Origin of the sequence: Nonomuraea sp. NPDC052634, assembly GCF_040678535.1 — a bacterium.
GTDB lineage: Bacteria > Actinomycetota > Actinomycetes > Streptosporangiales > Streptosporangiaceae > Nonomuraea > Nonomuraea fastidiosa.
In genome coordinates this window covers 52,474-73,746 of the sequence record NZ_JBFATY010000004.1, presented here as the reverse complement: position 1 = coordinate 73,746, position 21,273 = coordinate 52,474, and the positions used below count along the sequence as shown (strand labels likewise).

20 protein-coding genes, 1 tRNA gene and 1 riboswitch are annotated in these 21,273 nt (G+C 70.7%); of the genes, 8 read left to right on the top strand and 13 right to left on the bottom strand.

What is annotated here, in order from left to right; all coding sequences use genetic code 11:
- The first annotated feature begins 37 nt into the window (after positions 1-37).
- Positions 38-2,899, top strand: coding sequence for a hypothetical protein (locus AB0K67_RS19500; protein WP_364061619.1), 2,862 nt, complete (start codon positions 38-40; stop codon positions 2,897-2,899).
- Here the strand turns inward: AB0K67_RS19500 and mptB are convergent.
- The 4 genes from mptB to AB0K67_RS19480 form a co-directional block, all read right to left on the bottom strand.
- Positions 2,802-4,736: a polyprenol phosphomannose-dependent alpha 1,6 mannosyltransferase MptB gene (gene mptB / locus AB0K67_RS19495; protein ID WP_364061616.1), complete on the bottom strand. Its 1,935-nt coding sequence runs from the start codon at positions 4,734-4,736 to the stop codon at positions 2,802-2,804. The genes AB0K67_RS19500 and mptB overlap by 98 nt on opposite strands.
- A gap of 231 nt (positions 4,737-4,967) precedes the next feature.
- Positions 4,968-5,510: a DinB family protein gene (locus AB0K67_RS19490; RefSeq protein ID WP_364061613.1), complete on the bottom strand. Its 543-nt coding sequence runs from the start codon at positions 5,508-5,510 to the stop codon at positions 4,968-4,970.
- A 39-nt stretch (positions 5,511-5,549) separates the two neighbouring features.
- Complete coding sequence (locus tag AB0K67_RS19485; protein WP_364061610.1) at positions 5,550-6,278, bottom strand: glycosyltransferase; 729 nt, start codon at positions 6,276-6,278, stop codon at positions 5,550-5,552.
- A gap of 46 nt (positions 6,279-6,324) precedes the next feature.
- Positions 6,325-6,672, bottom strand: a complete 348-nt coding sequence (locus AB0K67_RS19480) for an STAS domain-containing protein (RefSeq protein WP_345393493.1) — start codon at positions 6,670-6,672, stop codon at positions 6,325-6,327.
- Between the two features lie 187 nt (positions 6,673-6,859).
- Between AB0K67_RS19480 and AB0K67_RS19475 the strand changes: the two genes are divergently transcribed.
- Entirely contained in the window at positions 6,860-7,249 is a 390-nt protein-coding gene (locus AB0K67_RS19475) for a hypothetical protein (protein ID WP_364061607.1), read from the top strand.
- Between the two features lie 137 nt (positions 7,250-7,386).
- Here the strand turns inward: AB0K67_RS19475 and AB0K67_RS19470 are convergent, their stop codons facing one another.
- Positions 7,387-8,460, bottom strand: a complete 1,074-nt coding sequence (locus tag AB0K67_RS19470; protein ID WP_364061604.1) for a HAMP domain-containing sensor histidine kinase — start codon at positions 8,458-8,460, stop codon at positions 7,387-7,389.
- Between the two features lie 103 nt (positions 8,461-8,563).
- The gene (locus AB0K67_RS19465; RefSeq protein WP_364061601.1) at positions 8,564-9,259 is read right to left on the bottom strand and encodes a response regulator transcription factor; all 696 of its coding nucleotides are present in this window, start codon (positions 9,257-9,259) and stop codon (positions 8,564-8,566) included.
- A gap of 94 nt (positions 9,260-9,353) precedes the next feature.
- Here AB0K67_RS19465 and AB0K67_RS19460 point away from each other — a divergent pair, with 94 nt between their 5' ends.
- From AB0K67_RS19460 to yidC, 3 genes are all read left to right on the top strand, one after another.
- Positions 9,354-9,527 (top strand): hypothetical protein, encoded by a 174-nt coding sequence (locus AB0K67_RS19460; RefSeq protein WP_364061598.1) that lies wholly within the window; start codon positions 9,354-9,356, stop codon positions 9,525-9,527.
- A complete protein-coding gene (locus AB0K67_RS19455) occupies positions 9,527-9,724 on the top strand; it encodes a DUF6412 domain-containing protein (protein ID WP_364061595.1) in 198 nt (65 codons plus the stop codon). The genes AB0K67_RS19460 and AB0K67_RS19455 overlap by 1 nt, the downstream gene beginning before the upstream one ends.
- Positions 9,725-10,073: 349 nt before the next feature.
- Positions 10,074-10,715, top strand: a complete 642-nt coding sequence (yidC, locus tag AB0K67_RS19450; protein WP_364061592.1) for a membrane protein insertase YidC — start codon at positions 10,074-10,076, stop codon at positions 10,713-10,715.
- Here yidC and AB0K67_RS19445 read toward each other — a convergent pair.
- Positions 10,699-11,130 carry an ATP-binding protein gene (locus AB0K67_RS19445; RefSeq protein ID WP_364061589.1) on the bottom strand — a complete coding sequence of 144 codons (432 nt, stop codon included), beginning with the start codon at positions 11,128-11,130 and terminating at the stop codon, positions 10,699-10,701. The genes yidC and AB0K67_RS19445 overlap by 17 nt on opposite strands.
- A 142-nt stretch (positions 11,131-11,272) precedes the next feature.
- Entirely contained in the window at positions 11,273-13,156 is a 1,884-nt protein-coding gene (locus AB0K67_RS19440; protein ID WP_364061586.1) for a PAS domain S-box protein, read from the bottom strand.
- Positions 13,157-13,236: 80 nt separating this feature from the next.
- On the opposite strand from AB0K67_RS19440, the gene AB0K67_RS19435 reads away from it, so the two are divergent.
- Positions 13,237-13,806, top strand: coding sequence for a methylated-DNA--[protein]-cysteine S-methyltransferase (locus AB0K67_RS19435; RefSeq protein ID WP_364061583.1), 570 nt, complete (start codon positions 13,237-13,239; stop codon positions 13,804-13,806).
- On the opposite strand, the gene AB0K67_RS19430 is transcribed toward AB0K67_RS19435, so the two are convergent.
- The 4 genes from AB0K67_RS19430 to AB0K67_RS19415 all read right to left on the bottom strand — a co-directional run bounded on the left by AB0K67_RS19430 (position 13,775) and on the right by AB0K67_RS19415 (position 17,889).
- The gene (locus AB0K67_RS19430) at positions 13,775-15,112 is read right to left on the bottom strand and encodes a cytosine permease (RefSeq protein WP_364061580.1); all 1,338 of its coding nucleotides are present in this window, start codon (positions 15,110-15,112) and stop codon (positions 13,775-13,777) included. The genes AB0K67_RS19435 and AB0K67_RS19430 overlap by 32 nt on opposite strands.
- Positions 15,102-15,218: riboswitch (TPP riboswitch) on the bottom strand. (Overlaps the previous gene by 11 nt.)
- 53 nt (positions 15,219-15,271) lie before the next feature.
- Entirely contained in the window at positions 15,272-15,595 is a 324-nt protein-coding gene (locus AB0K67_RS19425) for a rhodanese-like domain-containing protein (RefSeq protein ID WP_364061577.1), read from the bottom strand.
- A 43-nt stretch (positions 15,596-15,638) separates the two neighbouring features.
- Positions 15,639-16,517, bottom strand: coding sequence for a DNA-formamidopyrimidine glycosylase family protein (locus tag AB0K67_RS19420; protein ID WP_364061574.1), 879 nt, complete (start codon positions 16,515-16,517; stop codon positions 15,639-15,641).
- A gap of 268 nt (positions 16,518-16,785) precedes the next feature.
- On the bottom strand, positions 16,786-17,889 hold the full coding sequence (locus tag AB0K67_RS19415; RefSeq protein WP_364061571.1) for an LCP family protein: 1,104 nt from the start codon (positions 17,887-17,889) through the stop codon (positions 16,786-16,788).
- A 467-nt stretch (positions 17,890-18,356) separates the two neighbouring features.
- Between AB0K67_RS19415 and AB0K67_RS19410 the strand changes: the two genes are divergently transcribed.
- Both AB0K67_RS19410 and AB0K67_RS19405 read left to right on the top strand, forming a co-directional pair.
- Complete coding sequence (locus AB0K67_RS19410; protein ID WP_364061568.1) at positions 18,357-19,709, top strand: hemolysin family protein; 1,353 nt, start codon at positions 18,357-18,359, stop codon at positions 19,707-19,709.
- Entirely contained in the window at positions 19,706-20,725 is a 1,020-nt protein-coding gene (locus AB0K67_RS19405) for a hemolysin family protein (protein WP_364061565.1), read from the top strand. Before AB0K67_RS19410 ends, AB0K67_RS19405 begins: the two co-directional genes overlap by 4 nt.
- A 375-nt stretch (positions 20,726-21,100) precedes the next feature.
- Here AB0K67_RS19405 and AB0K67_RS19400 read toward each other — a convergent pair.
- Positions 21,101-21,183: transfer RNA gene (locus AB0K67_RS19400), tRNA-Leu, on the bottom strand.
- Positions 21,184-21,273: the final 90 nt, after the last annotated feature.

The window sequence follows — 21,273 nt, the reverse complement described above, 5'->3', positions numbered from 1 at the left end:
CCGCCACCTCACGGCCCTCCTGGCCCTCGCATTCCCCTTGGCCCTCACCACCCCCGCGTCCGGCACCACCACCCCACCCGCGCTGGAGGGGCCGGCCGCCGCCCCCGAAACCCCGTCGAACACCGCCTTCCCACCCGGTTTCGAAGGGCGAGCCGCCGCGCAGGAGAGGCCGGCCACCGCCCCGGTGCCGTCAGGACCGGCGACGGCCGCCGCCGGACAGCCAGTCCCCGCCCCTGCCGACACCACGGGAGCCGCACCCACCGAGACCAGCGGAACCGCACCCACCGACACCGGCAGAGCCGCACCCACCGAGACCAGCGGAGCCGCACCCACTGACACCACAGAGACCACCCCCGCCGAAGCACGCCCGTCAGCCCCGCCGACCTCACCCGGCACGCTGGCCGCCACCACCGTCACCAGCGGCGACAAAGATGCGACCGCACTCCGGGGACGAGTGGCCTTGATAGGCATCCCCGGACTGGAGTGGAGCGACATCGACCAGGCCCAGACCCCCAACCTCTGGCGCCTGATGTCAGAGGGCTCATCGGCGTCGCTCTCCACCCGCACCGTGCCGCCTTCAGGCCGCGGCATCACCTGCCCCATCGCCGGCTGGCTGACGGTCTCCGCAGGCCAGCGAGCCGGTACGCCGGACGAGGGCTGCCCTGCCCCGCCCACCCCGCAGCAGAACGGCGAGGGCGCCACGATCCCCGGCTGGAACGCCCTGGCCGCCTACCAGCCGAAGACCGGGTACGCCGCCCGTATCGGCACGCTGGGCCAGATCGTCGCGGACGGAGGCGGCAAGGTGGCCGCCATCGGGCCGGGCGCCGCACTGGCCGCCGCCGACAAGTCCGGAAATATCACCAAATACGCCCCCACCCCTTCCGCGCTCGGCGACCCGGCTCCGTACAGCCTGATCGTCTTCGACGTCCCCGACCTCGCCACCGCCTGGGCGAAGCAGCCCCGCGACGAGTACGGCATCCCCACCGGTCTCCCCGTCGCCGCCCGCAAGACCGCCGCCGCCGAGGCCGACCGGCGCATCGGCGACCTGCTCGCCCTGCTCCCTCCCCGCACCACGATCCTGCTGGCCGGCATTTCCGACATCACCCCGAACGCCCACCTCCACGTCGCCATCGCCACCGGCCCCTCCCCGGACGGCTCCGCGTACCGCCACGGCTATCTCACCGCCACCTCCACCCGCCAGGACGCCCTCGTCACCATCAGCGACCTCACCGCGACCGCCATCCAGGCCCTGGGCCTGACCGCCCCCCGCGAGGTGGTCGGCCGCCCCTGGCAGTCCGGCGCCCCCGCCCCCGCAACCCCCGCCGAGGTGGTCACCGAGCTGGCGGGCGAAGACCTGGCCAGCCAAGTGCTCCGCGAGGTCCGCGGCCCGTTCTTCACCGTCCTGGTCACCGCCCAGCTCCTCTTCTACGCCCTGGCCGCCCTGACCCTCCGCCGAAGGAGGCCCGCATCGACGCGAACCACAAAGGCACGCCCAGGGCTTGAGGGGCCGAAGCGATCCCCGATCGCGCCCGAACCCACACCCCCGAGCCCGGCCCCAGCCCAGCCTTCACCCGCAGAAGCATCACAAATCGACACCCCTGGGGAGTCGCCTGGCTCTCTGAAAGCCCAGCCATCACCTGCCGGCATCCCGGCCGACCAGGCGCGCCCCCGCCCCCAGCGCACAGACAGCACCCGGGACGAACCAGCTCCGGCCGAACCGACAAGACCAGCACAACCCACCGGCACGACCGAACCGACAAGACCGGCACAACCCACCGGCACGACCGAGCGGACCTCAACCTCGGCCACCACCGGCAACCCGGCAAGCGGCTCGAAACTCCTGAAGTCCGTCCAGGTCGTGGCCGTGGTCAGCGGAGCGATCGCCGTCTCGACGTTCCTGGCCCAGCTCATCCCCTGGTGGACGTTGCCGGTGCCCATGCTGTCGGTGATCGTCACGATCCTCGGCATCGCCGTGCTCATCACCGCCGTGGCGTTCGCCGGCCCCTGGCGCGCTCACGTGCTCGGCCCGCTGACCACCGTCGCCGCCATCACCTCCGTCGCGCTCCTCCTCGACGTCATGACCGGCTCGACGCTCCAGGTGAACGCCGTGAGCGGCTACGAGCCCGTGACCGGCGGACGCTTCTACGGCTTCAGCAACATCGCCTTCGCCATCTACTCCACCGGCACCATCCTCGGCCTGGCCGGGATCGCCCACTGGCTGCTCGGCAAGAGGATGCCGAGGGCCGTGGTCGTGACGCTGTGCGCCGCGTACGGCGGATTCGCGGTGTTCGCGGACGGATGGCCCTCCTGGGGTGCGGACTTCGGCGGCGTGCCGGCGTTCGTGATCGGCCTGGCCGTCTTCCTGATCCTGCTCTCCGGTAAGCGGGTGTCGCCGCTGCGGCTCCTGCTCGTGGGGCTGGCCGGGGCGGCGCTCGTCGGCGTGCTGTCGGTGATCGACTGGCTGCGTCCGGAGTCCCAGCGCACCCACCTCGGCGCGTTCGTCCAGCAGATCATCGACGGTGAGGCGTGGACCGTCGTCGGCCGCAAGTTCGCCGCGATGGTCGGCGTGACCGTCGGCAACTGGTCGCTGACCCTCCTCTCGCTGGTGGCGCTGGCCTTCCTCTTCCTGGTGCTGGCCCGTCCTTCGCGCTGGGGCGTCGCGGCGCTCGGCCTCGCGTACCAGATGGCGCCGACGCTCAGAGCGGGCCTGTTCGGCGCCCTCGCGTGCGCGCTGATCGGCTTCCTCATGAACGACTCCGGCATCGCCATCCCCGCCATGGCCCTGACCGTCGCCGTGCCGCTCACGCTGGCCGCCTGCGTTCGCGCCCTGCAGCTCGCCACGCCCACACCACCAGCGCCACCGTCAGAGCCAGCAGCGCCCAGCCGATCTGCGGCCTGACCACCGTGCGCAGCCATTCGAGGTCTTCGGGCTGCCCTTCGACCCTGGCGGGCAGGTACGCCAGCGACAGCGCCAGCAGGTGCGCCACCACGAGCCCGTCCAGCGCGGACGCCCCCACGAGCACCAGCATCCCGAGCGCCAGCCCGTCGTACCAGGGCAGGATGTAGGGCGTCGCGAACAGGTACGCCACCACCAGCGCCATGGCCACAACCGGCGCCTCCAGCCCTCTACCCGCGGAGACCACCTCCGGCCCGGCGGCCCGAGACGACCACCCGAGAAGGCGAGGGAACGAAAGGCGGCCGGCCAACGACCCGTGCCGCCGCGAAGTCGCAGCAGAACCCTCCGACGGTGAGGCGGGGACCTGCGAAGGCACCACGCCGTCCTGCGGAGACGAGGCCGGATCCGGCGGAAGCGCAGCAGACTGTTGCGGGAGCGCAGCGGCGTCTTGAGACGGCGGCGCGGCAAGGCCGTCCTGCGGGGGAAGCGCAACGGCGCCTTGAGAGGGCGGCGCGGCAAGGCCGTCCTGCGGGGGAAGAGCAACGGCGCCTTGGGAGGAGGCCGGAGCAGGGGCTTGCGAGGCCGGAACAGGGGTCGGCGGGGACGGAGCGAGGTGCCGTGGAAGCGGACCACGGGCGCTCGTCCATCCCGTACGTACGGCCAACCGCAGCAGCGACCAGGCGATGAGCGCGAGCACCAGCAGGGACCCGACCTGGATGGGCCCCCGATACGCGCTCCCCGTGCCCACGATGGCCTGTAGCCAGCCCTGCACGAGCTTCCAGAACGACGCGTGGGAGATCGCCTTGCTCGTACGGGTGATCGGTGCGAGGGCGTCGAGGCCGACGATGGCGTACCCGATGACCACCACCGCGACCGCGCAGCCCGCCATGAGCGCCAGGCGGCCGGGGCGGCGGCGGAGCTCCCAGGCGGGGCCGAGCGCGACGAGACCCGCGTTCACTTTGATCGCCACGCCGAGCCCGAGCAGGACCCCAGAGCTTGCGGGACGGCCTCTGGCCAGCAGGGCCGCGACCATGCACGCGATGGCGAGGGTGTCGACGTGCATGCCGGCGACGAGGTGGTAGAGCAGCAGCGGGTTGGCCGTCCACAGCAGCGCCGCTCGCAGCCGCCTGCGGGGGTCGTGCCGGGTGAAGCGGTCGATGAGCAGCCCGGTCGCGATGAACGCCGCCGCGTTGAACAGCGCCAGGACGAACATCGTCAACCGGACCGAGTCGCCGCCTATCCAGCTCGCCACCGCCTGGAGAGCCGTGGCGACCGGCCCGTAGACGCTCGGCTCCTCCCTCCAGGGCTCCTCGACGGCGTCCGCTATGGGATCGCCCGGGAGGTCCGTCGCGCCGTGTGTGTACGGGTTGAGCCCCAAGGTGACCATGCGGCCGTAAGCGGCGTAGTTGAGGTGGTCACCGGAGCCCGATGGCGGCAGGAACGCCAGAACGGCGGCCGCCACGCACCCGATGATCACCAGGGTCTTCGGGCTGGGGAACGCCCCCAGAGATCGAAGCACCCCCTTGGACGGACGCTCGGAGCTGGGAGCGGACGGTGACCCAGGGGCGGGAGTGGATGGGTGCCCGGCGGCTGGAGGGCTGTGGGAGTCGCCGCTTTCCGAAAGCGCCGGCAGGGCCGCCAGAAGCCCCAGGCCGCCCAGCGACAAGGCCGCCACCGCCAGGACGATGACGAGGTGGGGCTCAGGGGCCGCCGCCAGGGAGTAGGGCGGCTGCCAGGCAGGGCCGGTGAGCGCGGGGACCATCGCCGACGGGCCCAGGAGCCCGATGGTGATGGTCAGCAGGATCGAGGCGGCGATCGCCACCATGGCCGGCCCGGCCAACCGGCCTCGTCCCTGTCTGCGCCGCGCATCCGAAGTCACCGGGAAATTCCAGCACACCCGCAGCACGGCTCCCGCCCGCACGGCTCCGTCTGTGGATAACACCCACCCTGTGGACAACCCCCACCCCGGCAGGAGACCACGAGGGCTACGGCGGTGCGCCGCTCGCCGACAAGATCGGGGTGCCGCCGAACACGAGCGGCGCGGACCACGGGCGGTCGGACCCGCGGCAGGCTACTCGCCCGTCAGACCGTCCACAGCCTCCCGGATGAGATCCGCGTGCCCGTTATGCCGCGAATACTCCTCGATCATGTGCACCAGAATCCACCGCAGGCTGGGCGCCCGCCCGTCCGGCCACTTCCGCCGGGCGAGCTGGTCGAGCCCGCCGCCACCGGCCAGCGCCTCGTCCAGGAGCTTCCTGGAACGCTCGACGGCGTCCTCCCACAGGCTGCGGAGTTCCTCAGGGGAGTCGGAGGCGGCCGAGTTCCAGTCCCAGTCACGGTCGGCCTTCCAGTCGACCGTGCTCCACAGCGGCTGGCCCTCCCGGTCGTGCAGCATGCGGGCGAACCAGTGGTCCTCCACGTACGCGAGATGCTTGAGCATCCCCCCGAGCGTCATCGTCGACGCCCCCACGGTGGCGTTCAGGCCCGCGGAGTCGAGGCCGGCGCACTTCCAGGCGAGGGTCGCGCGGTGGAACTCCAGGTAGCCCACCAGCATGCCGAGCTCGTCGCCGGCAAGGGGAGGTTCGGGACGGCCGTGCTCGTCTGTGTCGGTCATGGGCGGCAAGTGTAGGGGTTACGCCAGGCCGACCGCATTTCAACGCTTGGGACGAAGTTTGTCCAGATTTTGAACGACCACCGGCTCCCTCACCGCGAGCGCCCGCGCGACGTCACGGAGCTGGCGTGCCCGGTGGAGCTGGGAGCGCCAGTCGGTGCCGGTGGCGCGGTGGGCCATGTCGACCTCGACCTCCTTGACGCGGAACCCCTTGCGCAGCAGGTCGATCGTCAGCGCCGTCTCCACCCCGAACCCATGCGCCAGCGGGCGCGCCGCCTCGAAGGCCGCCCTGGTCAGGCAGCGCTGGCCATTGAGCGGCTGGGTGGCGTCGAACCCGGTGGCCCGGCGGATGCCCTCCTTGGACAGGCGGACGACTAACCCGTGACCGCCCAGCTTCACCCTGGTGGTGAAGACGGCGATGGTCATGTCGGCCTCGCCCGCGCGTACGGGCTCGATGAGCGGCGCGGCGGCCTGAGCGGTGTCGCCCAGATCGGCGTCGAGGAACAGCAAGTGGCGGGGGGAGTCGTCCTCATCGAGGAGGCGTACGGCCTCGGCCCCCGTCTCCATGGCGGCGGCCTTGCCGCGGTTGCGGCTGTGCCTGACGACCCGCGCGCCGGCCGCGCGCGCGATCCTGCCGGTCTGGTCGCGCGAGCCGTCGTCGACGACCACGACGAGATCGACGCCGGGCAGGGCCGCGGCGGCCTTGACGGTGGCGGCGATGCGGTCCGCCTCGTCGGCGGCCGGGATGATGACCGCCGTGTCACCGCTCATCGAGCCGCACCTCCTTCGGACGCGGCGCAGCCGCGATCGCGTTCTCTCATGATCCCTCGGTGATGAGGAACTCCTGCGGCACCTCTTCGTGCACGGTGAAGACCGAGTCGAGCCCGGTGACCTGCAGAATCTTCCGTACGGCGGGACGCGGCGCGGCGACCTCGAGCGTCCCTCCCTGCTCTTTCATCCGCTTGAGCGCCGAGAGCAGGACGTTCATCCCCGTGGAGTCGCAGAAATCCACGGCGGACATGTCGATGACCACCCGGCTAGGCCCCTCCTGCAGCAGCCGAGTGAACTCGGACTGCAGGTGGGGCGCCGTGTAGAGGTCGATTTCCCCGGTGACGGCGACGAGCGCGCACCCGGCATGTGATCGAGTCGAGACCTTGAGCTCCACATGGGCAGGCTAGCGGCGCTGAGGCTTCCGGTCACGTTGTCACGCCGATAGGGCAAGCACAGGTTTTTGTCCTCCGTTTGGGCTCCATGAAAACGGAGAGTACGCGAAGCTTGACAGCGTGACACCGGAACCGCCACCGCTTCACGGAGAGGGAGGGGCTGGGGCAGGAGCGACGAGCCCCGGATCGATGAACGCCGACGAACCCGAAGATCCTCAGCGTCAGGGCCTCCGCGAACGCCTGGAGACCATCCTCATCACCACAGAGAAGGCGACCTCATGGCAGAAGGAAGCAGGGCACCTGCGCGGCCTGGTGAACCATGAGGGCTACGTCCCCATCCGCGCCCGCCTCGCGCTCGAGGACCTGGAGTTCCTGGCCGGGGCGCGTACGGAGCTGCTCAGGTTCGCCGAGCTCGGGCTGAGGCTGCTCGACCTGCATCAGCCGCGTGATGCGGGGGGCATCACGAGCGACGCCGCGCATCCGATCCTGCGCTGCAGGAGCTGCATGTGGCGCTGGCCTTGCCCGACGTTCCGGGCGATGTCGGAGTCGTTCGGCCGCGACCTCTTGGACGGCGCCTGAAGCCGGGTGCCCGACATGCCCGAGCCGGGGTCGAACGCCCGAACCGGGCCGCGGAATGCGCCTGAGCCGGGCGAGCGTCCGGCAGGCGGGTCGCAGCGGCATCCGACGCGCCCGTGCGGTCCCGGCCTGTCGAGGGCTCAGCCGACCAGAGGGAGGCGGATTTCGAAGCGGCAGCCCGGTCCGTCGTTGACCACGCCGATCTCCCCGTCGTGCGCCTCCACGATCCCCTGCGCGATGGCCAGCCCCAGCCCGGCGCCGCCGTCGGCGGTGGGCGTACGCGCGGCCTCCCCCCGGAACGCCACCTCGAACACCCGCGGCAGGTCCTCCTCGGGGATCCCGCCGCAGCAGTCGCTGACCGACAGGCAGGCCATCCCCGACTCGACCGCCGCCCTCAGCACCACGGGTCGGTCGGACGGGGTGTGCCTGATGGCGTTGACCACGAGGTTGCGCAGGGCGCGTCCCAGGGCTCCGGCGTCGGCCTCCACGGGCACGGCCTCCGCGGCCTCGGCGGTGAGCACGACCCCCTTGGCCCTGGCCAGCGGCTCGGCCACGGCGAGCGTGTCGGCGACCAGGTCGGCGAGGCCGATGCGCGACCGCGACAGCCGCAGCGCCCCGGCGTGGATGCGCGACAGCTCGAACAGGTCGTCCACCATCGCCGACAGCCGCTCCACCTCCACCTTGATCTGCCGGTGGTAGCGCCTGATCGTCTCGGGGTCGGTGACCACGCCGTCCTCAAGGGCCTCGGCCATGGCGCGCATGCCGGCCAGCGGCGTACGCAGGTCGTGGCTCACCCACGCCACCAGCTCCCGCCGCGCCCCTTCCAGTGCCTGCTCCCGCGCGTACGCCTCCTCCAGCGTGTTGGCGATCGTCTGCAGTTCGGCGGGCAGCCCGCTCGGCGCGGCGAAGGGCAGGTCGCGTACGGCCGCCACCAGCCGCCTGCTCTCCTGGACCACCCGCCGGGCCAGCACGAACGCCACCCCCAGCCCCACGAGCCCGCCGACGGCCACCACGCTGAGCACGAAGTCCTTGGTGGGCCCCTCGATGATCATCATGTCGATGATCGCCACCACGCCCGCCAGCGTGGCCGCCACCGCGACCACCACGACGACGGCCATCATCACGCCGATCGACCGGGTGCGCAGCCGCCACATCAGCCAGATGCCCGCCAGCGCGATGAGCAGCCCCAGCCCGGCGGTGACCGCCATGACCATGGGCAAATCGCCAGGACGAGGCATCAGGGGCTCTCCAGGGGCTCACAGCCGGGCATCGCGGGCTCGGCGCCTCGCCGGGGCATCAGGGGCCCGTAGCCGGACATCAGGGACTCTCCAAAGGCTCGTACCGGTACCCGACACCCCACACCGTGACGATCCTCCGCGGTTCCGTCGGGTCGGGCTCGATCTTCTCCCGCAGCCGCCGTACGTGGACGGTCACGGTGGACGAGTCGCCGAACGACCACCCCCACACCTGGTTGAGCAGCGCCGCGCGGCTGAACGCCTGCCGCGGGTTGCGCATGAGGTAGGCGAGCAGGTCGAACTCGCGGGCGGTGAGCAGCACCTCGTGGCCGCGCAGCCGTACCTCGTGAGCCCCGACGTCCACCACCAGGTCGCCGTCGCGCAGTACGCCGGTGCCGCCGGTGACCGAGGCGCCGCGCGCCCGCCGCAGCACGGATTGCACGCGCAGCGCCAGCTCGCGGGGGCTGAACGGCTTGGTGACGTAGTCGTCGGCGCCGGTCTCCAGCCCCACGACCCGGTCGATCTCCTCGCCGAGCGCGGTCAGCATGATCACGGGGACCGGCCAGCGCTCCCTGAGCCGCCGGCACACCTGGAGACCGTCGATCTTGGGCAGCATGAGGTCGAGGACCATGAGGTCGGGCGGGTTGGCGAGCGCCCTGCGCAGCGCCTCGGCGCCGTCGCCGACGCACTCCACCTCGTGGCCGTCGCGCTCCAGATAGCGCGCCACGACCTCGGACACCGTGGGATCGTCGTCCACCACCAGGATGCGCGTGTTCACGCCTTCACGGTAAGGCCACCCTGCCGGAAACAGTGGGGTACGTCATGGCTTCGTAAGGGTCGCGGATCATGCCCTGAAGACGTACCGTAACTGCATGGGTAAAGTCGTGATGCTCGTTCTGGGCACCCTGCTCGGTCTCTTCGTGCTGTTCACCTTCATCCTGCCGATGCTGGTGGGCCTGATCAAGCTCGCGCTGATCATCGGGGTGATCGCCCTCATCGTGTTCGTCGCCGTCACCGTCGTCGGCAAGACCTCGCGCTCCACCTGATGCAGCTGCTGTTCGACCCGTGGCTGGTGGGGATCACCATGGTGGTGATCCTGCTGCTGGCCACGTGGGCGGCCGCGCTGCTGTCCGCCCTGCACGGGGAGCCGCTGGGCTTCCCCCTGTCCTACGCGCGCCGCACGGCCTTCCAGCGGCTGCGCGATCCAGACGCGGCCGGGCGTCCGCGTCCCCGCGCCCCTTAGGCGCGCCCCGCTTCTCGACGTGCACACGTCGGACGGGGCTTTCGGCGCTTCTCCACGCTTTCGGCGCATGTAAGCGCTTCTCGGCGCTTCTCGGCTTCCCCGCGCTCTCGGCTTTTCGGCGCTTCTCCGCGCTACTCGCCGCGTTTCCGCGCTTTCCGCGCCTTCCGCGCTTCTCCGCGCTCCGCGACCCCGTCGAGCGGGGCTTGCTCGGCATGACGAGCGAGCCCGTCGTCATCACCCCGCTGCAACGGGCCCTCTTCGCTGATGGGAAACCCGCCGAACGGAGTCCCTTCTGCCGAAAGGAAACCCGTCCAACGGGGTCCCCTTCGCTCAAAAGGAATCAGGGCTCATGATCGACTCTCTTGTCACGCTCATCATCGACGCCTCAGGCGGCAGTGCCGCGCTCGGCATCGTGCTGTTCACCCTGGCCGTACGCCTGACGCTGCTGCCGCTCAACGTCCGCCAGGCCCGTACGGCGAAGATCCGCGAACGCCTCGCCCCCAAGCTCCGCGAGCTGCGCGAGCGTCACCGGCGCGACCCCGAGCGCCTGCACAGGGAGATGACCGCCCTCTACGCCAAGGAGGGCTCGTCGCCGTTCGCCGGCATCCTGCCGTCGCTCGCCCAGCTGCCGTTCCTGTGGCTGATGTACCGGGTGGCCACGCATCCCACGGCGCTCGCCGGGCACACCCTGTTCGGGGCTCCGCTCGGGGAGCAGCTGGCCGGAGTCATCGCTCATTTCGGTCTGGTCAGCGCACCGGTTTTGGTCTTCGTATCGGTCATCGCGCTGGTCATCGTGGTGGCGTGGCTCTCCGCCCGCCAGATCAAGATCACAGAGGAGCAGCCGGAGCCGTTGAGGAGGATCATGCCGCTGCTGCCGTACGGCTCTGTGCTGGCCGCGCTCGTGCTGCCGCTGGCCGCCGGGCTCTATCTGCTCGTCTCCACGGCGTGGGCCACGGGCGAGCGCGCCGTGCTGGCTAGCCGGCCTCTCTGAGCGCCGCGACCTGCCCGTTCACCTTGTTGCTCGGTGCGGGCAGGATCGCCCACACGGTCGTGGTGTCACCGTCGTGCCTGACCCCCCAGCTCTCGGCGACGTACTCCACGATGCCGAGCCCCCGCCCCCCGAGCGAGGACAGCGTCGGCCGGCCCGCTCGGGGCTCGGTGGCCGCGCCGCCGTCGCTGACCGCCACCTCGATGTGATCGTCGCTGCACAGCCACGCCACCCGCACCATGCCCGACGGCAGCGGATGCGCGTGCCGCAGCGCGTTGCTCAGCAGCTCGCTCACCACGAGCACGGCATCGTCGATGGCCGAGGTGAAGACCCCACTGTCCTGCAGATCAGTGCTCAGACGCTGGCGGGCAACGGCAACGCTGGACGGCGCGTACGGCAGCAGCACCACGCTTGACACACCCACCTCCCCGTTCCCTGTGCCCCCCGCGGGAACACTCCCCGGTACGACCGAAATGCCCCGTTACTCGATCCCAGAAACCGCATCTCGATCACAGCTTGTACACATTGGAAGATAGATCAGCGCAACCGTGACCACCTCGTTACCGCATCGGTGTGTCGGATCCGATAGAGGAAGAGGCCCGCAGAACGAGCCGCATTCTGGTGCCCCCTCCCGGTCTCGGATGCGCGCTCACATCTCCCCCCTGTGCACGAGCGAGACTGCGGACGATGTAGAGACCGAGCCCCACTCCACCAAACCGTCTCCGGTCGCCGCTGTCCACCTGGACGAAGCGTTCAAATATGCGTTCGCGGTCAGGAGGGGCGATTCCCACTCCCTCGTCGTCCACGACGACGACCACGTTGTCGTCCTCAGGCCAGGCCGCCACACTGATCAGCCCGCCCTTCGGCGAGTACTTGAAGGCGTTCTCCAGCAGCTGCCCCAGCAGGATGTCCGTGGCCAGCGCGTCGCCCAGCACGCGCGGCAGTCCTTCGGGGACGTCCACCTCGACCCGGTGCCGGTCCGACAGCTCGGGCAGCCCCAGCGTGGCCGCCACGATGCGCTCCCGCAGGTCGAACTCCTCGATGCGGACCTTCAGCTCGTCGGCGCCCGCCCGCGCGCCGAGCAGCAGGTGGTCCATGAGCACGCCCAGCGACTTCGCGCGCTCGGCGATCGTGTGCACGGCCGAGCGGCGGGCCTGGTCGGTCATGGCGTCCCAGCGAGAGTCGAGCGTGCTGGCGAAGCCCCGCACGATGGTGATCGGGGTGCGCAGCTCGTGGCTGGTCGTGGCCAGGAACAGGTCCTTGGCCTCCTCCAGTTCCTTGGCCGCCGTCACGTCGCGGAAGTCGACGACCACCTCGCCGGTCTCCTCGATCTGCGCGCTCACCACGTCGAGCCAGCGGCCGTTGTCGAGCTGGAAGGTGCCCTTCTCACCGGCCTTGGGCAGCGGGAACGGCGGCGGCCCCCCGATGACGGACTCCGCGGGCAGCGCTGTCAGCTCGGCGGCGGCCGGGTTCCAGCGCACCACGTTGCCCTCCTGGTCGAGCACCGCGATGCCGTCGGCGCTCGCGTCGAACACGGCCCGCTCGTGCGCCCGCTGCCGCACCGCCTCCTGGTAGGCGACCGCGTTGCCGACCGCGATGCCGGCGTGCCCGGCCAGCAGCTCCAGCAGCTCCAGCTCCAGGTGTCCGGGGGTGCGCCGGGCGAACAGGGCGTACAGGGCGCCGTACGGCCGCCCGCCCACGGCCGCGAGCCCCAAAGCGATCGTGTGCAGCCCCTTCAGCCGCGCCCACACCAGGTCGTCGAGCCCCTCGGACTGCAGCAGCACGGTCTTGCCGGTGCGTAAGAGCTTGTCCACCAGGCTCGTCCGCAGGTCGGTGGTGATGCCCCTGATCGCCTCGGGAAGCTGGTACGTGCTGACCAGCCGCAGCTTGTCACCCTCGATGAGGACGAACCCGCCCGCGTCCGCCCCGGTCAGCTCGGTCAGGCTGGCCGAGATGCGGTCGAGCACGGCGGGCAGCTCAAGCTCGGAGTTGATGTCGCCCACGACGTCGGTGAGCCGGGCGACCAGGCGGGCCCTGCGCGCCATGCGGTGCTCGGCCACCTCGTCGGCCCTGGCGGGGTGGTAGGCGCACACGTAGCCGGCCACGGCGCTGCCCAGGCGCAGGGCGCTGATGTCCACCCGCAGGTCGAGCACCCGGCCGTCGGCGTGCAGGCGCTTGGTGCGCAGCGAGACGGGCTCTCCCGTGCGTACGCGCTCGAGCACCGCGTTGTGCTCGGCGGTCAGCTCCTCAGGCACGATCGGCGCGCGGCGTCCGAGCAGCTCGTCGGCGCTCCAGCCGAACATGCGCTCGGCGGCGGCGTTCCACACCAGGACGCTCTGGTCGCGGTCGAGCGCCACGATGGCGTTGGGCGAGCTGGCGAGCGCCGCACGAGCGATCTCATCGTCACTACCGGCCCATTCGTCCCCCACCACTCCATAGTGCATGTGGCGCGGTGGGTGCGTCGGGCGATCCGTCCGATACGCTGCGGTCACGGTGATTCCCGGCAGGTGGGAGGGTGAGGGGTATGTCGAGCAACGATCTCGATGCCCTGTTGCGAGTGACCTCCAGCACCTATCGGGGCGAGACCCCACCCGACATCGCGTTCGGCACCTACGACGGCGCGGTGGGCAGGCTGGTGCTGGCGGTGACCGCCAAGGGCATCGTGGCGTGCAGCTATGAGGCGGAGAACGACGTGTTCGAGCGGGTCACGCGGCATCTGGGCCAGTTCATCGGGCCCGACTCGCGCCGGCTCGACCCGGTGCGCAGGGAGCTCGACGCGTACTTCTCCGGGCGGCTGCGCGCGTTCGCCACGCCGGTGGACCTGACCCTGGCCACGCCGTTCGCGCGTACGGTGCTGCAGAAGACCATGGCGGTCCCCTACGGCACCACCACGACGATCGAGCGGATCGGGGAGAGCATCGGCAGGCCGCGCGCGCTGCGGGCGATCGGCAACGCGCTGGCCTCCAACCCCGTCTGCGTGATCGTGCCCTGCCACCGGGTGCTGCGCGAGGACGGCGAGCTCGGCGACTACCCGGGCGGCGCGGCGGCCAAGCAGCATCTGCTCAACGTCGAGCGGCGCGCGATCGCTGGATGAGCCCGATGAGCAGCGTGATCAGGGCGGCCACCAAGGCGCCGCCCAGCGCGCCGTTCATCCACGGCTCCCGTACGAAGCCGAGCGCGTCGCGCACACCGGCCCACCAGCCGTCCCACGCGGGGAAGGTCGGCGTCGAGGTGGTCAGCCAGTACGCGGCGAAGCCCAGCGCCCACGGCACCAGCATCGACCAGCGCGAGGGGGCGTCCTCGGCGGTGTTCCAGCCCTCGCCGCGGCGCAGCACGAAGTAGTCGACCGCGAGCACCGCGAACATCGGCACGAACACGGCGCCGATCACGCCGAGGAACACGCCGTAGGAGTTCACGTCCGCGAACAGCGCGATCACGATCGTGACCACGCCGATGGCGGTCGACAGGATGCGCCGGTCCACCCGCGGCATGAGGTTCTGCAGCGACATCGTGGTGGAGTAGACGTTGGCGAACGACTGGTCGGTCTCGCGCAGCACGAGGATGCCGAAGAACAGCGCGCCGAGCGGCACCGCGACGAACGGGTTGAACACCGTCGTCTGGTCGGCCAGCACGCCGTCCGCGCCCGCCAGCGCCACCGCGTAGACGCCCAGCCCCAAGCAGGCCACCTGGGCCAGCGTGTAGCCGCCGACCACGCCGGTGAACGCGGCCCGGCCCGAGCGCGAGTGCCGGGCGAAGTCGGCCGCCATCGGCACCCACGACACCGACAGCGCGATCACGTAGTCCACGGCGGCGGGGAAGGCCGTCCAGCTCCCGCCCTCGGGCGACGGGGCCTCGCGCAGGAAGAACACCGTGAACCAGATCATCGCCACGATCACGCCGACCGTGACGTAGCGGCGCAGCAGCCGGATCGAGCCGAGCGGCCAGATGGTCAGCGCCGCCGTCAGCACGCCCGCCACGATCACCCACACCTGGTACGGAACCGCCGGGAAGATCGCGCCCGCGCCCTTGGCGATCACCCAGAGCTCGAAGGCGCCCCAGCCGATCATCTGGATGATGTTCAGCACCGTGGGCACGTAGGAGATCCGGGCGCCGAACAGCCCGCGCAGCAGCACCATCGCGGGCTTGCCCGTCCGCGTGCCGGGGACGGCCGACAGGCCCACCATGGCGGTGCCGATGAGGCTGCCCACCACGGTGGCGATCAGCGCCGCCGCCAGCGTCAGCGGGGCGTTGCCCAGCGGATCGAGCAGCAGCAGGGCTCCGGAGAAGCCGAGCAGGCTGACCCCGAGATTGGCCCAGAGCGCGCCCTGATCGAGCACGCCCAGGGTCTTGGGGGCCTCTCCATCAAGGGTCAGCGGCACTTCTTCGACGCCGTGCGACATCGCACACTCCCTACGCCGGCATTACCCGGACAGGTTCAGGCGGTCGGCAGCGGATGGTTGTGCTGCCCTCTCAGCCCGGCGACCCCGAGCTCCCGCGACGATCTGTAGTTTGCGCCCCAATGATGCCTCAATGGCGACTAATTCGCCATAGTGGGCGACTTATGCCACAAAAGGCTCCTGTCCCGTCTCGCTGACCATCGGCCGCCGCGCCGCCTCCCACGACTGCATGCCGCCGCCGACGTTGACCGCCTCGCGCCCGAGCTGGTTGAGCCAGGCCGCGACCTGCAGGGAACGGCCGCCCACCCGGCACACGACGTAGATCGTGCGGTCGTCGGGGACCTCGTCCACGCGCCCCTGGATCTGCGTCATCGGGATGTGAACGGCCTGCGGCGCGTGGCCCGCCAGCCATTCCTCCTGCTCGCGGACGTCGAGCAGGTAAGCGTCTGCGGGTACGGCACTGGCCTCGATCTCAGGAACGGTCATGACTCCATCATGGCCTGCGCGAGGCGGTGCACCGGACGCCCGCCTACTTGAGCAGGCGGGACAGGCGGCGGTCGGCGAGCGGTTTGCCGCCGGTCTGGCAGGTCGGGCAGTACTGCAGCGAGGAGTCGGCGAACGACACCTCCCTGATCGTGTCGCCGCACACGTCGCAGGACTGCCCCGTACGGTTGTGCACCCGCAGCCCCGACTTCTTCTCCGCCTTGAGGTCCTTGGCCGCAAGGCCGCGAGCCCGCTCGACCGCGTCGCGCAGCGTCGTCACGATGGCCTCGTGCAGGTCGGCGATCTGCGCGTCGGTCAGCGTGGCGGCGATCTTGAACGGCGACATCTTCGCCGCGTGCAGCACCTCGTCGGAGTAGGCGTTGCCGATGCCGGCGATCACCTTCTGGTCGCGCAGCAGGCCCTTGATCTGGGTGCGCTTGCCGCCGATGATGCGCTTGAGCGCCTCGACGGTGAACGACTCGGCGAGCGGGTCGGGGCCGAGGGCGGCGATGCCCGGCACATCGTCCGGATTTTTCGTGACATAGACGGCTAGGCGCTTCTGCGTCCCCGCTTCCGTCAGCTCGAACCCCGGCGCCAGGCCCTCCTCGTCGGGCGCCAGCCGCACGCGTACGGCCAGCGGCCCCTTGCCGGGCCGCACCGGCTTCGCGCCCGACAGGTCGTCGCGCCAGCGCAGCCACCCCGCGCGCGCCAGGTGGATGACCAGGTGCAGCCCGTCGCAGTCGAGGTCGAGGAACTTGCCGTGCCTGGCCACGCCGGTCACGGTCAGCCCGTTGAGCGCGGTGACCGGCGGATCGAACGTCTTCAGCGCCTGGATGGCCACCACATCGACCCCCGCGATCGCGCGGCCCACCGCCCGCTCACGCAGAAAGTGAGTGAGGGACTCCACCTCGGGAAGTTCGGGCATGCCCCCAGCGTACGTCCCGCCCGGGGCTGTCCCCGGCACGCGCGGAAAACCGTCGGTGCACGTGGTGGGGACCTTGACGCCGTACGGCTGCCCCCGGCACGCGCGGAAAACCGAAGAGACCACACGGCCCTCCGGCCCCGGAACCTGAGCACGGCACCCCGGGCTTCGGCGGTTGAGGGCGGCGCCCTGAGTCCGGGACCTGAGCGCGGCGCCCTCAGCCCCGAAGCCCGGACGGGGGTGCCCGGGGTCCCGGACCTGAGCGAGGTGGTCAGTTGGAGTCGACGACGTCCTTCGGCACCGGCCGGTCTTCCTTGATCGCGTTGAACAACGCCAGCGCCTTGGGCCGGTCCCACTTCACCGCCGCGCCGCTGGGCACGGTCTCGTTGCCCCCGAACGGCACCACCGTGGTCACCGGGCTGTCGCCCATGGCCAGCCCGAGCGAGAGCATGTCGAACGCGCCCGTGCCCGTGTCGACCTCGACCGCGTCGGTGGCGCTGGCCGCCAGCGGGATCGCGGTGAACGGGTTGAGCAGCACCCCGGGGCTCGCGGCCTTCTTCACGACCGCGCTGAGGAACTGCCGCTGCCGCTTGGTGCGCTCGTAGTCGGGTAGCGCGCCGCCCTTGCGGGTGCGCACGTAGCCGAGCGCCTGCGCGCCGTTGAGCGTCTGCACGCCCTTCTTCAGCTTGAGCCCGGCCTTGGGGTCGTTGACGGCGGCCCGTACGTTGATCTCGACCCCGCCGACGGCGTCGACGATGTCGACGAACCCGGCGAAACCGATCTCCATGTAGTTGTCGATGTGCACGCCGGTGGCGTTCTCGATGGTGCGCACCAGCAGCTTGGGCCCGCCGAAGGCGTAGGCCGCGTTGAGCTTGTCGCGCCCCCTGCCGGGGATGGTGACGGCGGAGTCGCGCGGCAGGCTGACCAGCGTGGGCGGGTCGTCGGTCTCGGGGATGTGCAGCAGCATCATCGAGTCCGTACGCTGCCCCGCGGCCCGCCCGGTCGCCAGCTTCTTGCGCTGGGCGGCGGTCAGGCCCTTGCGGCTGTCGGACCCGACGAGCAGCCAGTTGGTGCCCGGCGTGTCGGCGGGCCGTCCCTCGTAGTCGTCCAGCACCCCCTCGATGCCCGTCAACCGCGAGTCGATCCAGAAGTACATTCCGATGCCGGCGATCAACAGCACCACAAGCAAACCGGCGATGATCGCCAAAACGGTCTTGCCGGAGAACCGCGGGCGCGGCACCAGCCCCCAGGGCCGCCGCTCGTCGGAGCCGGAACGCGACCTGAGCGGCCTGATCGGGCTCCTGCCCGACCGCTCACGCCCGTAAATCCGCGAGGACGCCCTGCGCGGCTCGTCCTCGGCGGGACCGGGAGGCACGGGGGCGGGAAGCTTCTGTGTGGGCGCCCCTCCGGGCGGAATCTGCCCTCCAGGCGGAATGCGCCCTCCAGGCGGAGTCGGCCCACCAGGCGGAGTAGGCCCTGCGGGGGGTATCCGGTGCGCCGGCGCGCCCCCAGAGCGGAGACGGCCGTCACCGGGCCGTGGTGGCAGCGGGCGGCCGTCGCCTGGCGAGCGCATTGCCCGCGTCCGGTCGTCCTCAGACACTTCGCCTCTTCCCTTCACTTGTCATCAACGCTACGTCCCAACCCCGGCAGTCAAGACCTTCCGCCAAGGATTTCCTACGGAAAAGTACGCGGAACCAGCAGAGAGTCACCGCGGAAACATAGATGCCACCCACCATCGTTACGGTTATGGACGACCCCTATCGAAAGGAAGATCGTGTCCGACTCGGACCCGTGTAGTCCCCGCCCGTGCTCGGGCACGGGTTCATCTGAGGACTCACCACGGTGAGCGCCTATCTCGGGCTGCTGGCCCTCCTGCTTCTGACCGCGGCGACCGGCTACTTCGTCGCCCAGGAATTCGCTTTCGTCGCCGCCGACCGCAGCGTCCTGCGCGAGCAGGCCGCGGCCGGCGACACCTCCGCGGAAAAGGCCCTCCAGGTCACCTCCCGGCTCTCCTTCATGCTCTCGGGCGCCCAGCTCGGCATCACGGTGACGGCCCTGCTGGTGGGCTTCCTCGCCGAGCCGGCGATCGCCGCACTCGTACGCCCCTGGCTGAGCGGCCTCGGCCTCCCCGACGCCGCGATCACCGGTGTCTCCGTGGCCACAGGCGTGTTCGTGGCCACGGTCGTGCAGATGGTGTTCGGCGAGCTGGCGCCCAAGAACCTCGGCATCGCCAGGCCGGAGCCGGTGGCCAAGTTCCTGGCCCGCTCGACGCTGGCGTACCTCGCGGTCGTGGGCCCGGTGGTCAGGCTGTTCGACTCGGCCGCCACGGGCCTGCTGAGGCGCGTCGGCATCGAGCCCGTCGAGGAGGTGGAGCACGGCGCGACCCCCGAGGAGCTGTCGCGCATCATCGCGGAGTCGACCCGGGCGGGCGAGCTGCCCGCCCGGCTCTCCGACCTCCTGGAGCGGGCCCTGGAGTTCGGCGACCGCATCGCCGAGGAGATCATGGTGCCGCGCCCCCGCGTGGTGGTGCTGCGCGCCTCACAGCCCATCTCCGACCTGTTGGACGTCATGCGCGACGGCGGACATTCCCGCTATCCGGTGGTGACCGACGACGGCGACGTGGCGGGCGTGACGGGGGTGCGCGAGCTGCTGACCACCGGCGTGGAGGACGGCACGATCGCCGCCATCACGCGCCCCGCGCTGCTGGTGCCCGACTCGCTGCCGCTGCCCGCCGTCCTCGACCGCATGCGCACGGCGCGCGACGACATCGCCTGCGTCATCGACGAGTACGGCGGCCTGGCCGGCGTCATCACGATCGAGGACCTGGCCGAGGAGCTGGTGGGCGAGCTGGTGGACGAGAACGACCCCGAGCCGCAGGGCGCCGTCGAGCACCCGGGCGGCGTCTGGGAGGTCCCCGGCCGGCTGCGCCTGGACGAGGTGGAGCGGGCGACGGGCTTCGCGCTGCCTGAGAGCGACGACTACGACACCCTGGCGGGCCTGGTGCTGGCCAGGCTGGGCCGCCTGCCCGACCCGGGCGACACGGTGACGGTGCCGGTGAGCCAGGACACCGACCCGTTCGCGGACGAGACCGAGGAGCAGTTCGCAGAGCTGACGGTCATCTCGCTCAACCGCAGGGTGCCCGAGTGGGTGCGGCTGACCCCGCTCAACAAGCACGCGGAGGCCACGCCCCGATGAGCCTCATCATCCTCAGCGTGGCCCTGCTGGCCTTCAACGCGCTCTTCGTGGCCGCCGAGTTCGCCTTCGTCTCCTCGCGCCGCCACCGGCTTGAGGAGATCGGCGCGAGCGGCAACCGCCTGGTCAGGATGGCGGCGCGCTCGGCGGCGGGCGGCAGCCGCAGGCTCTCGCTCATGCTCGCGGGCGCCCAGCTCGGCATCACCCTGTGCACGCTGGGCCTGGGCCAGGTGACGGAGCCGGCGATCGAGCACTACCTGGAGCCGGTGTTCGCGGCCGTGGGCATCCCCGAGGCGATGCGCATGCCGATCGCGCTGACGTTCTCGCTGGCCCTGGTGACGTTCCTGCACATGGTGGTGGGCGAGATGGCGCCGAAGAGCTGGGCCCTGACCCACCCGGAGCGCGCGGCCCTGCTGCTGACGTTCCCGTTCAGGGCGTTCACGACGGTGATGCGCCCGCTGCTGTCGGCGCTCAACGCCCTGACGAACGTCACTCTCCATCTCTTCGGCGTCCAGCCGAGAGACGAGCTGGCAACGACGAGAACTCCTCGCCAGCTAGCGATCCTGGTAGGGGAGTCAGGCCGCATGGGCCTGCTGGACAGGGAGGAACACGACCTTCTGACCAGGGCCCTGCGCCTGGGGGACGAGGGCATCGAGCGCCTGATGGTCCCCTTGGAGAAGGTGGTCAAGGTCAAGTCGGAGGCGACGGCAGCCGAGATCAAGAAGACGGCGGCGGGCAGCGCCCACCTGAGACTCCTGGTGGAGGGCCCTAACGGCATAGAGGGCGCCCTACACGTACGGGACGCCCTGCTGAACCCGGGGAGCAAGGCAAAGGACCTCCTCCGCAAGCTCCCCTCACTGCCCTGCACGACACAGGTGCCGGAGGCGGTAACGGCCCTACAGGAACAACGATCCCATTTGGCCCTGGTGACGAACCAGGACCAGAAAATCATCGGAATGGTGAGCCTCACCGACTTGGTGGGCGAACTCTTGGACACAAGGGCCACAAGTGTGACGTAGCTCACAAGAGAGGCAAAGGATACGACTTGGGGCTTGCAAGCACCTTGCAAGCCCCAAGTCGTACCGTGAAGCAGAAAAGAAGACCGGTTCCCCTTGCGCAGAGAGCACCCCTAAGCCAGGGTGAGCACAGCAAAACCAGAGAAGACCAAGCACCGAACCCCGAACTCCGGCCCAAAAGGCCCGCAAGCATCAACTGGGGGTCTGGTGGCGACAGCCCCCAGAAGCGAAGCGTCGGCTGGGGGTCTGGGGGCAAAGCCCCCAGGAGCGCCAGCGACCCCCTGGGGGTCCGGGGGTTACCCCCCGGGCAGACATGACGAGGGGACCCAAGGGAGCAAGCCGATCAAGGCTTGCGACCAGGGTCCCCCAGTCACCGAGTGGGCGAGGAGGGATTTGAACCCTCACGTCCTTTCGGACACACGGACCTGAACCGTGCGCGTCTGCCGTTCCGCCACCCGCCCTTGTGGGTGCGGAAAGAACAGTAGCACGGAACAGCCACTGGTACTGAACCCGGATACGATCGCATAAGACACGGGAGCGGAGGAGCTGGG

Excerpts from the sequence above, each read along its gene's own strand:
- AB0K67_RS19490 (WP_364061613.1), bottom strand. The coding sequence starts at position 5,510 with ATGACCGACACAGACGAGCACGGCCGTCCCGAACCTCCCCTTGCCGGC.
- AB0K67_RS19485 (WP_364061610.1), bottom strand. The coding sequence starts at position 6,278 with ATGAGCGGTGACACGGCGGTCATCATCCCGGCCGCCGACGAGGCGGAC.
- AB0K67_RS19475 (WP_364061607.1), top strand. The coding sequence starts at position 6,860 with ATGAACGCCGACGAACCCGAAGATCCTCAGCGTCAGGGCCTCCGCGAA.
- AB0K67_RS19470 (WP_364061604.1), bottom strand. The coding sequence starts at position 8,460 with ATGGTCATGGCGGTCACCGCCGGGCTGGGGCTGCTCATCGCGCTGGCG.
- AB0K67_RS19460 (WP_364061598.1), top strand. The coding sequence starts at position 9,354 with ATGGGTAAAGTCGTGATGCTCGTTCTGGGCACCCTGCTCGGTCTCTTC.
- AB0K67_RS19455 (WP_364061595.1), top strand. The coding sequence starts at position 9,527 with ATGCAGCTGCTGTTCGACCCGTGGCTGGTGGGGATCACCATGGTGGTG.
- yidC (WP_364061592.1), top strand. The coding sequence starts at position 10,074 with ATGATCGACTCTCTTGTCACGCTCATCATCGACGCCTCAGGCGGCAGT.
- AB0K67_RS19440 (WP_364061586.1), bottom strand. The coding sequence starts at position 13,156 with ATGCACTATGGAGTGGTGGGGGACGAATGGGCCGGTAGTGACGATGAG.
- AB0K67_RS19435 (WP_364061583.1), top strand. The coding sequence starts at position 13,237 with ATGTCGAGCAACGATCTCGATGCCCTGTTGCGAGTGACCTCCAGCACC.
- AB0K67_RS19430 (WP_364061580.1), bottom strand. The coding sequence starts at position 15,112 with ATGTCGCACGGCGTCGAAGAAGTGCCGCTGACCCTTGATGGAGAGGCC.
- AB0K67_RS19425 (WP_364061577.1), bottom strand. The coding sequence starts at position 15,595 with ATGACCGTTCCTGAGATCGAGGCCAGTGCCGTACCCGCAGACGCTTAC.
- AB0K67_RS19420 (WP_364061574.1), bottom strand. The coding sequence starts at position 16,517 with ATGCCCGAACTTCCCGAGGTGGAGTCCCTCACTCACTTTCTGCGTGAG.
- AB0K67_RS19405 (WP_364061565.1), top strand. The coding sequence starts at position 19,706 with ATGAGCCTCATCATCCTCAGCGTGGCCCTGCTGGCCTTCAACGCGCTC.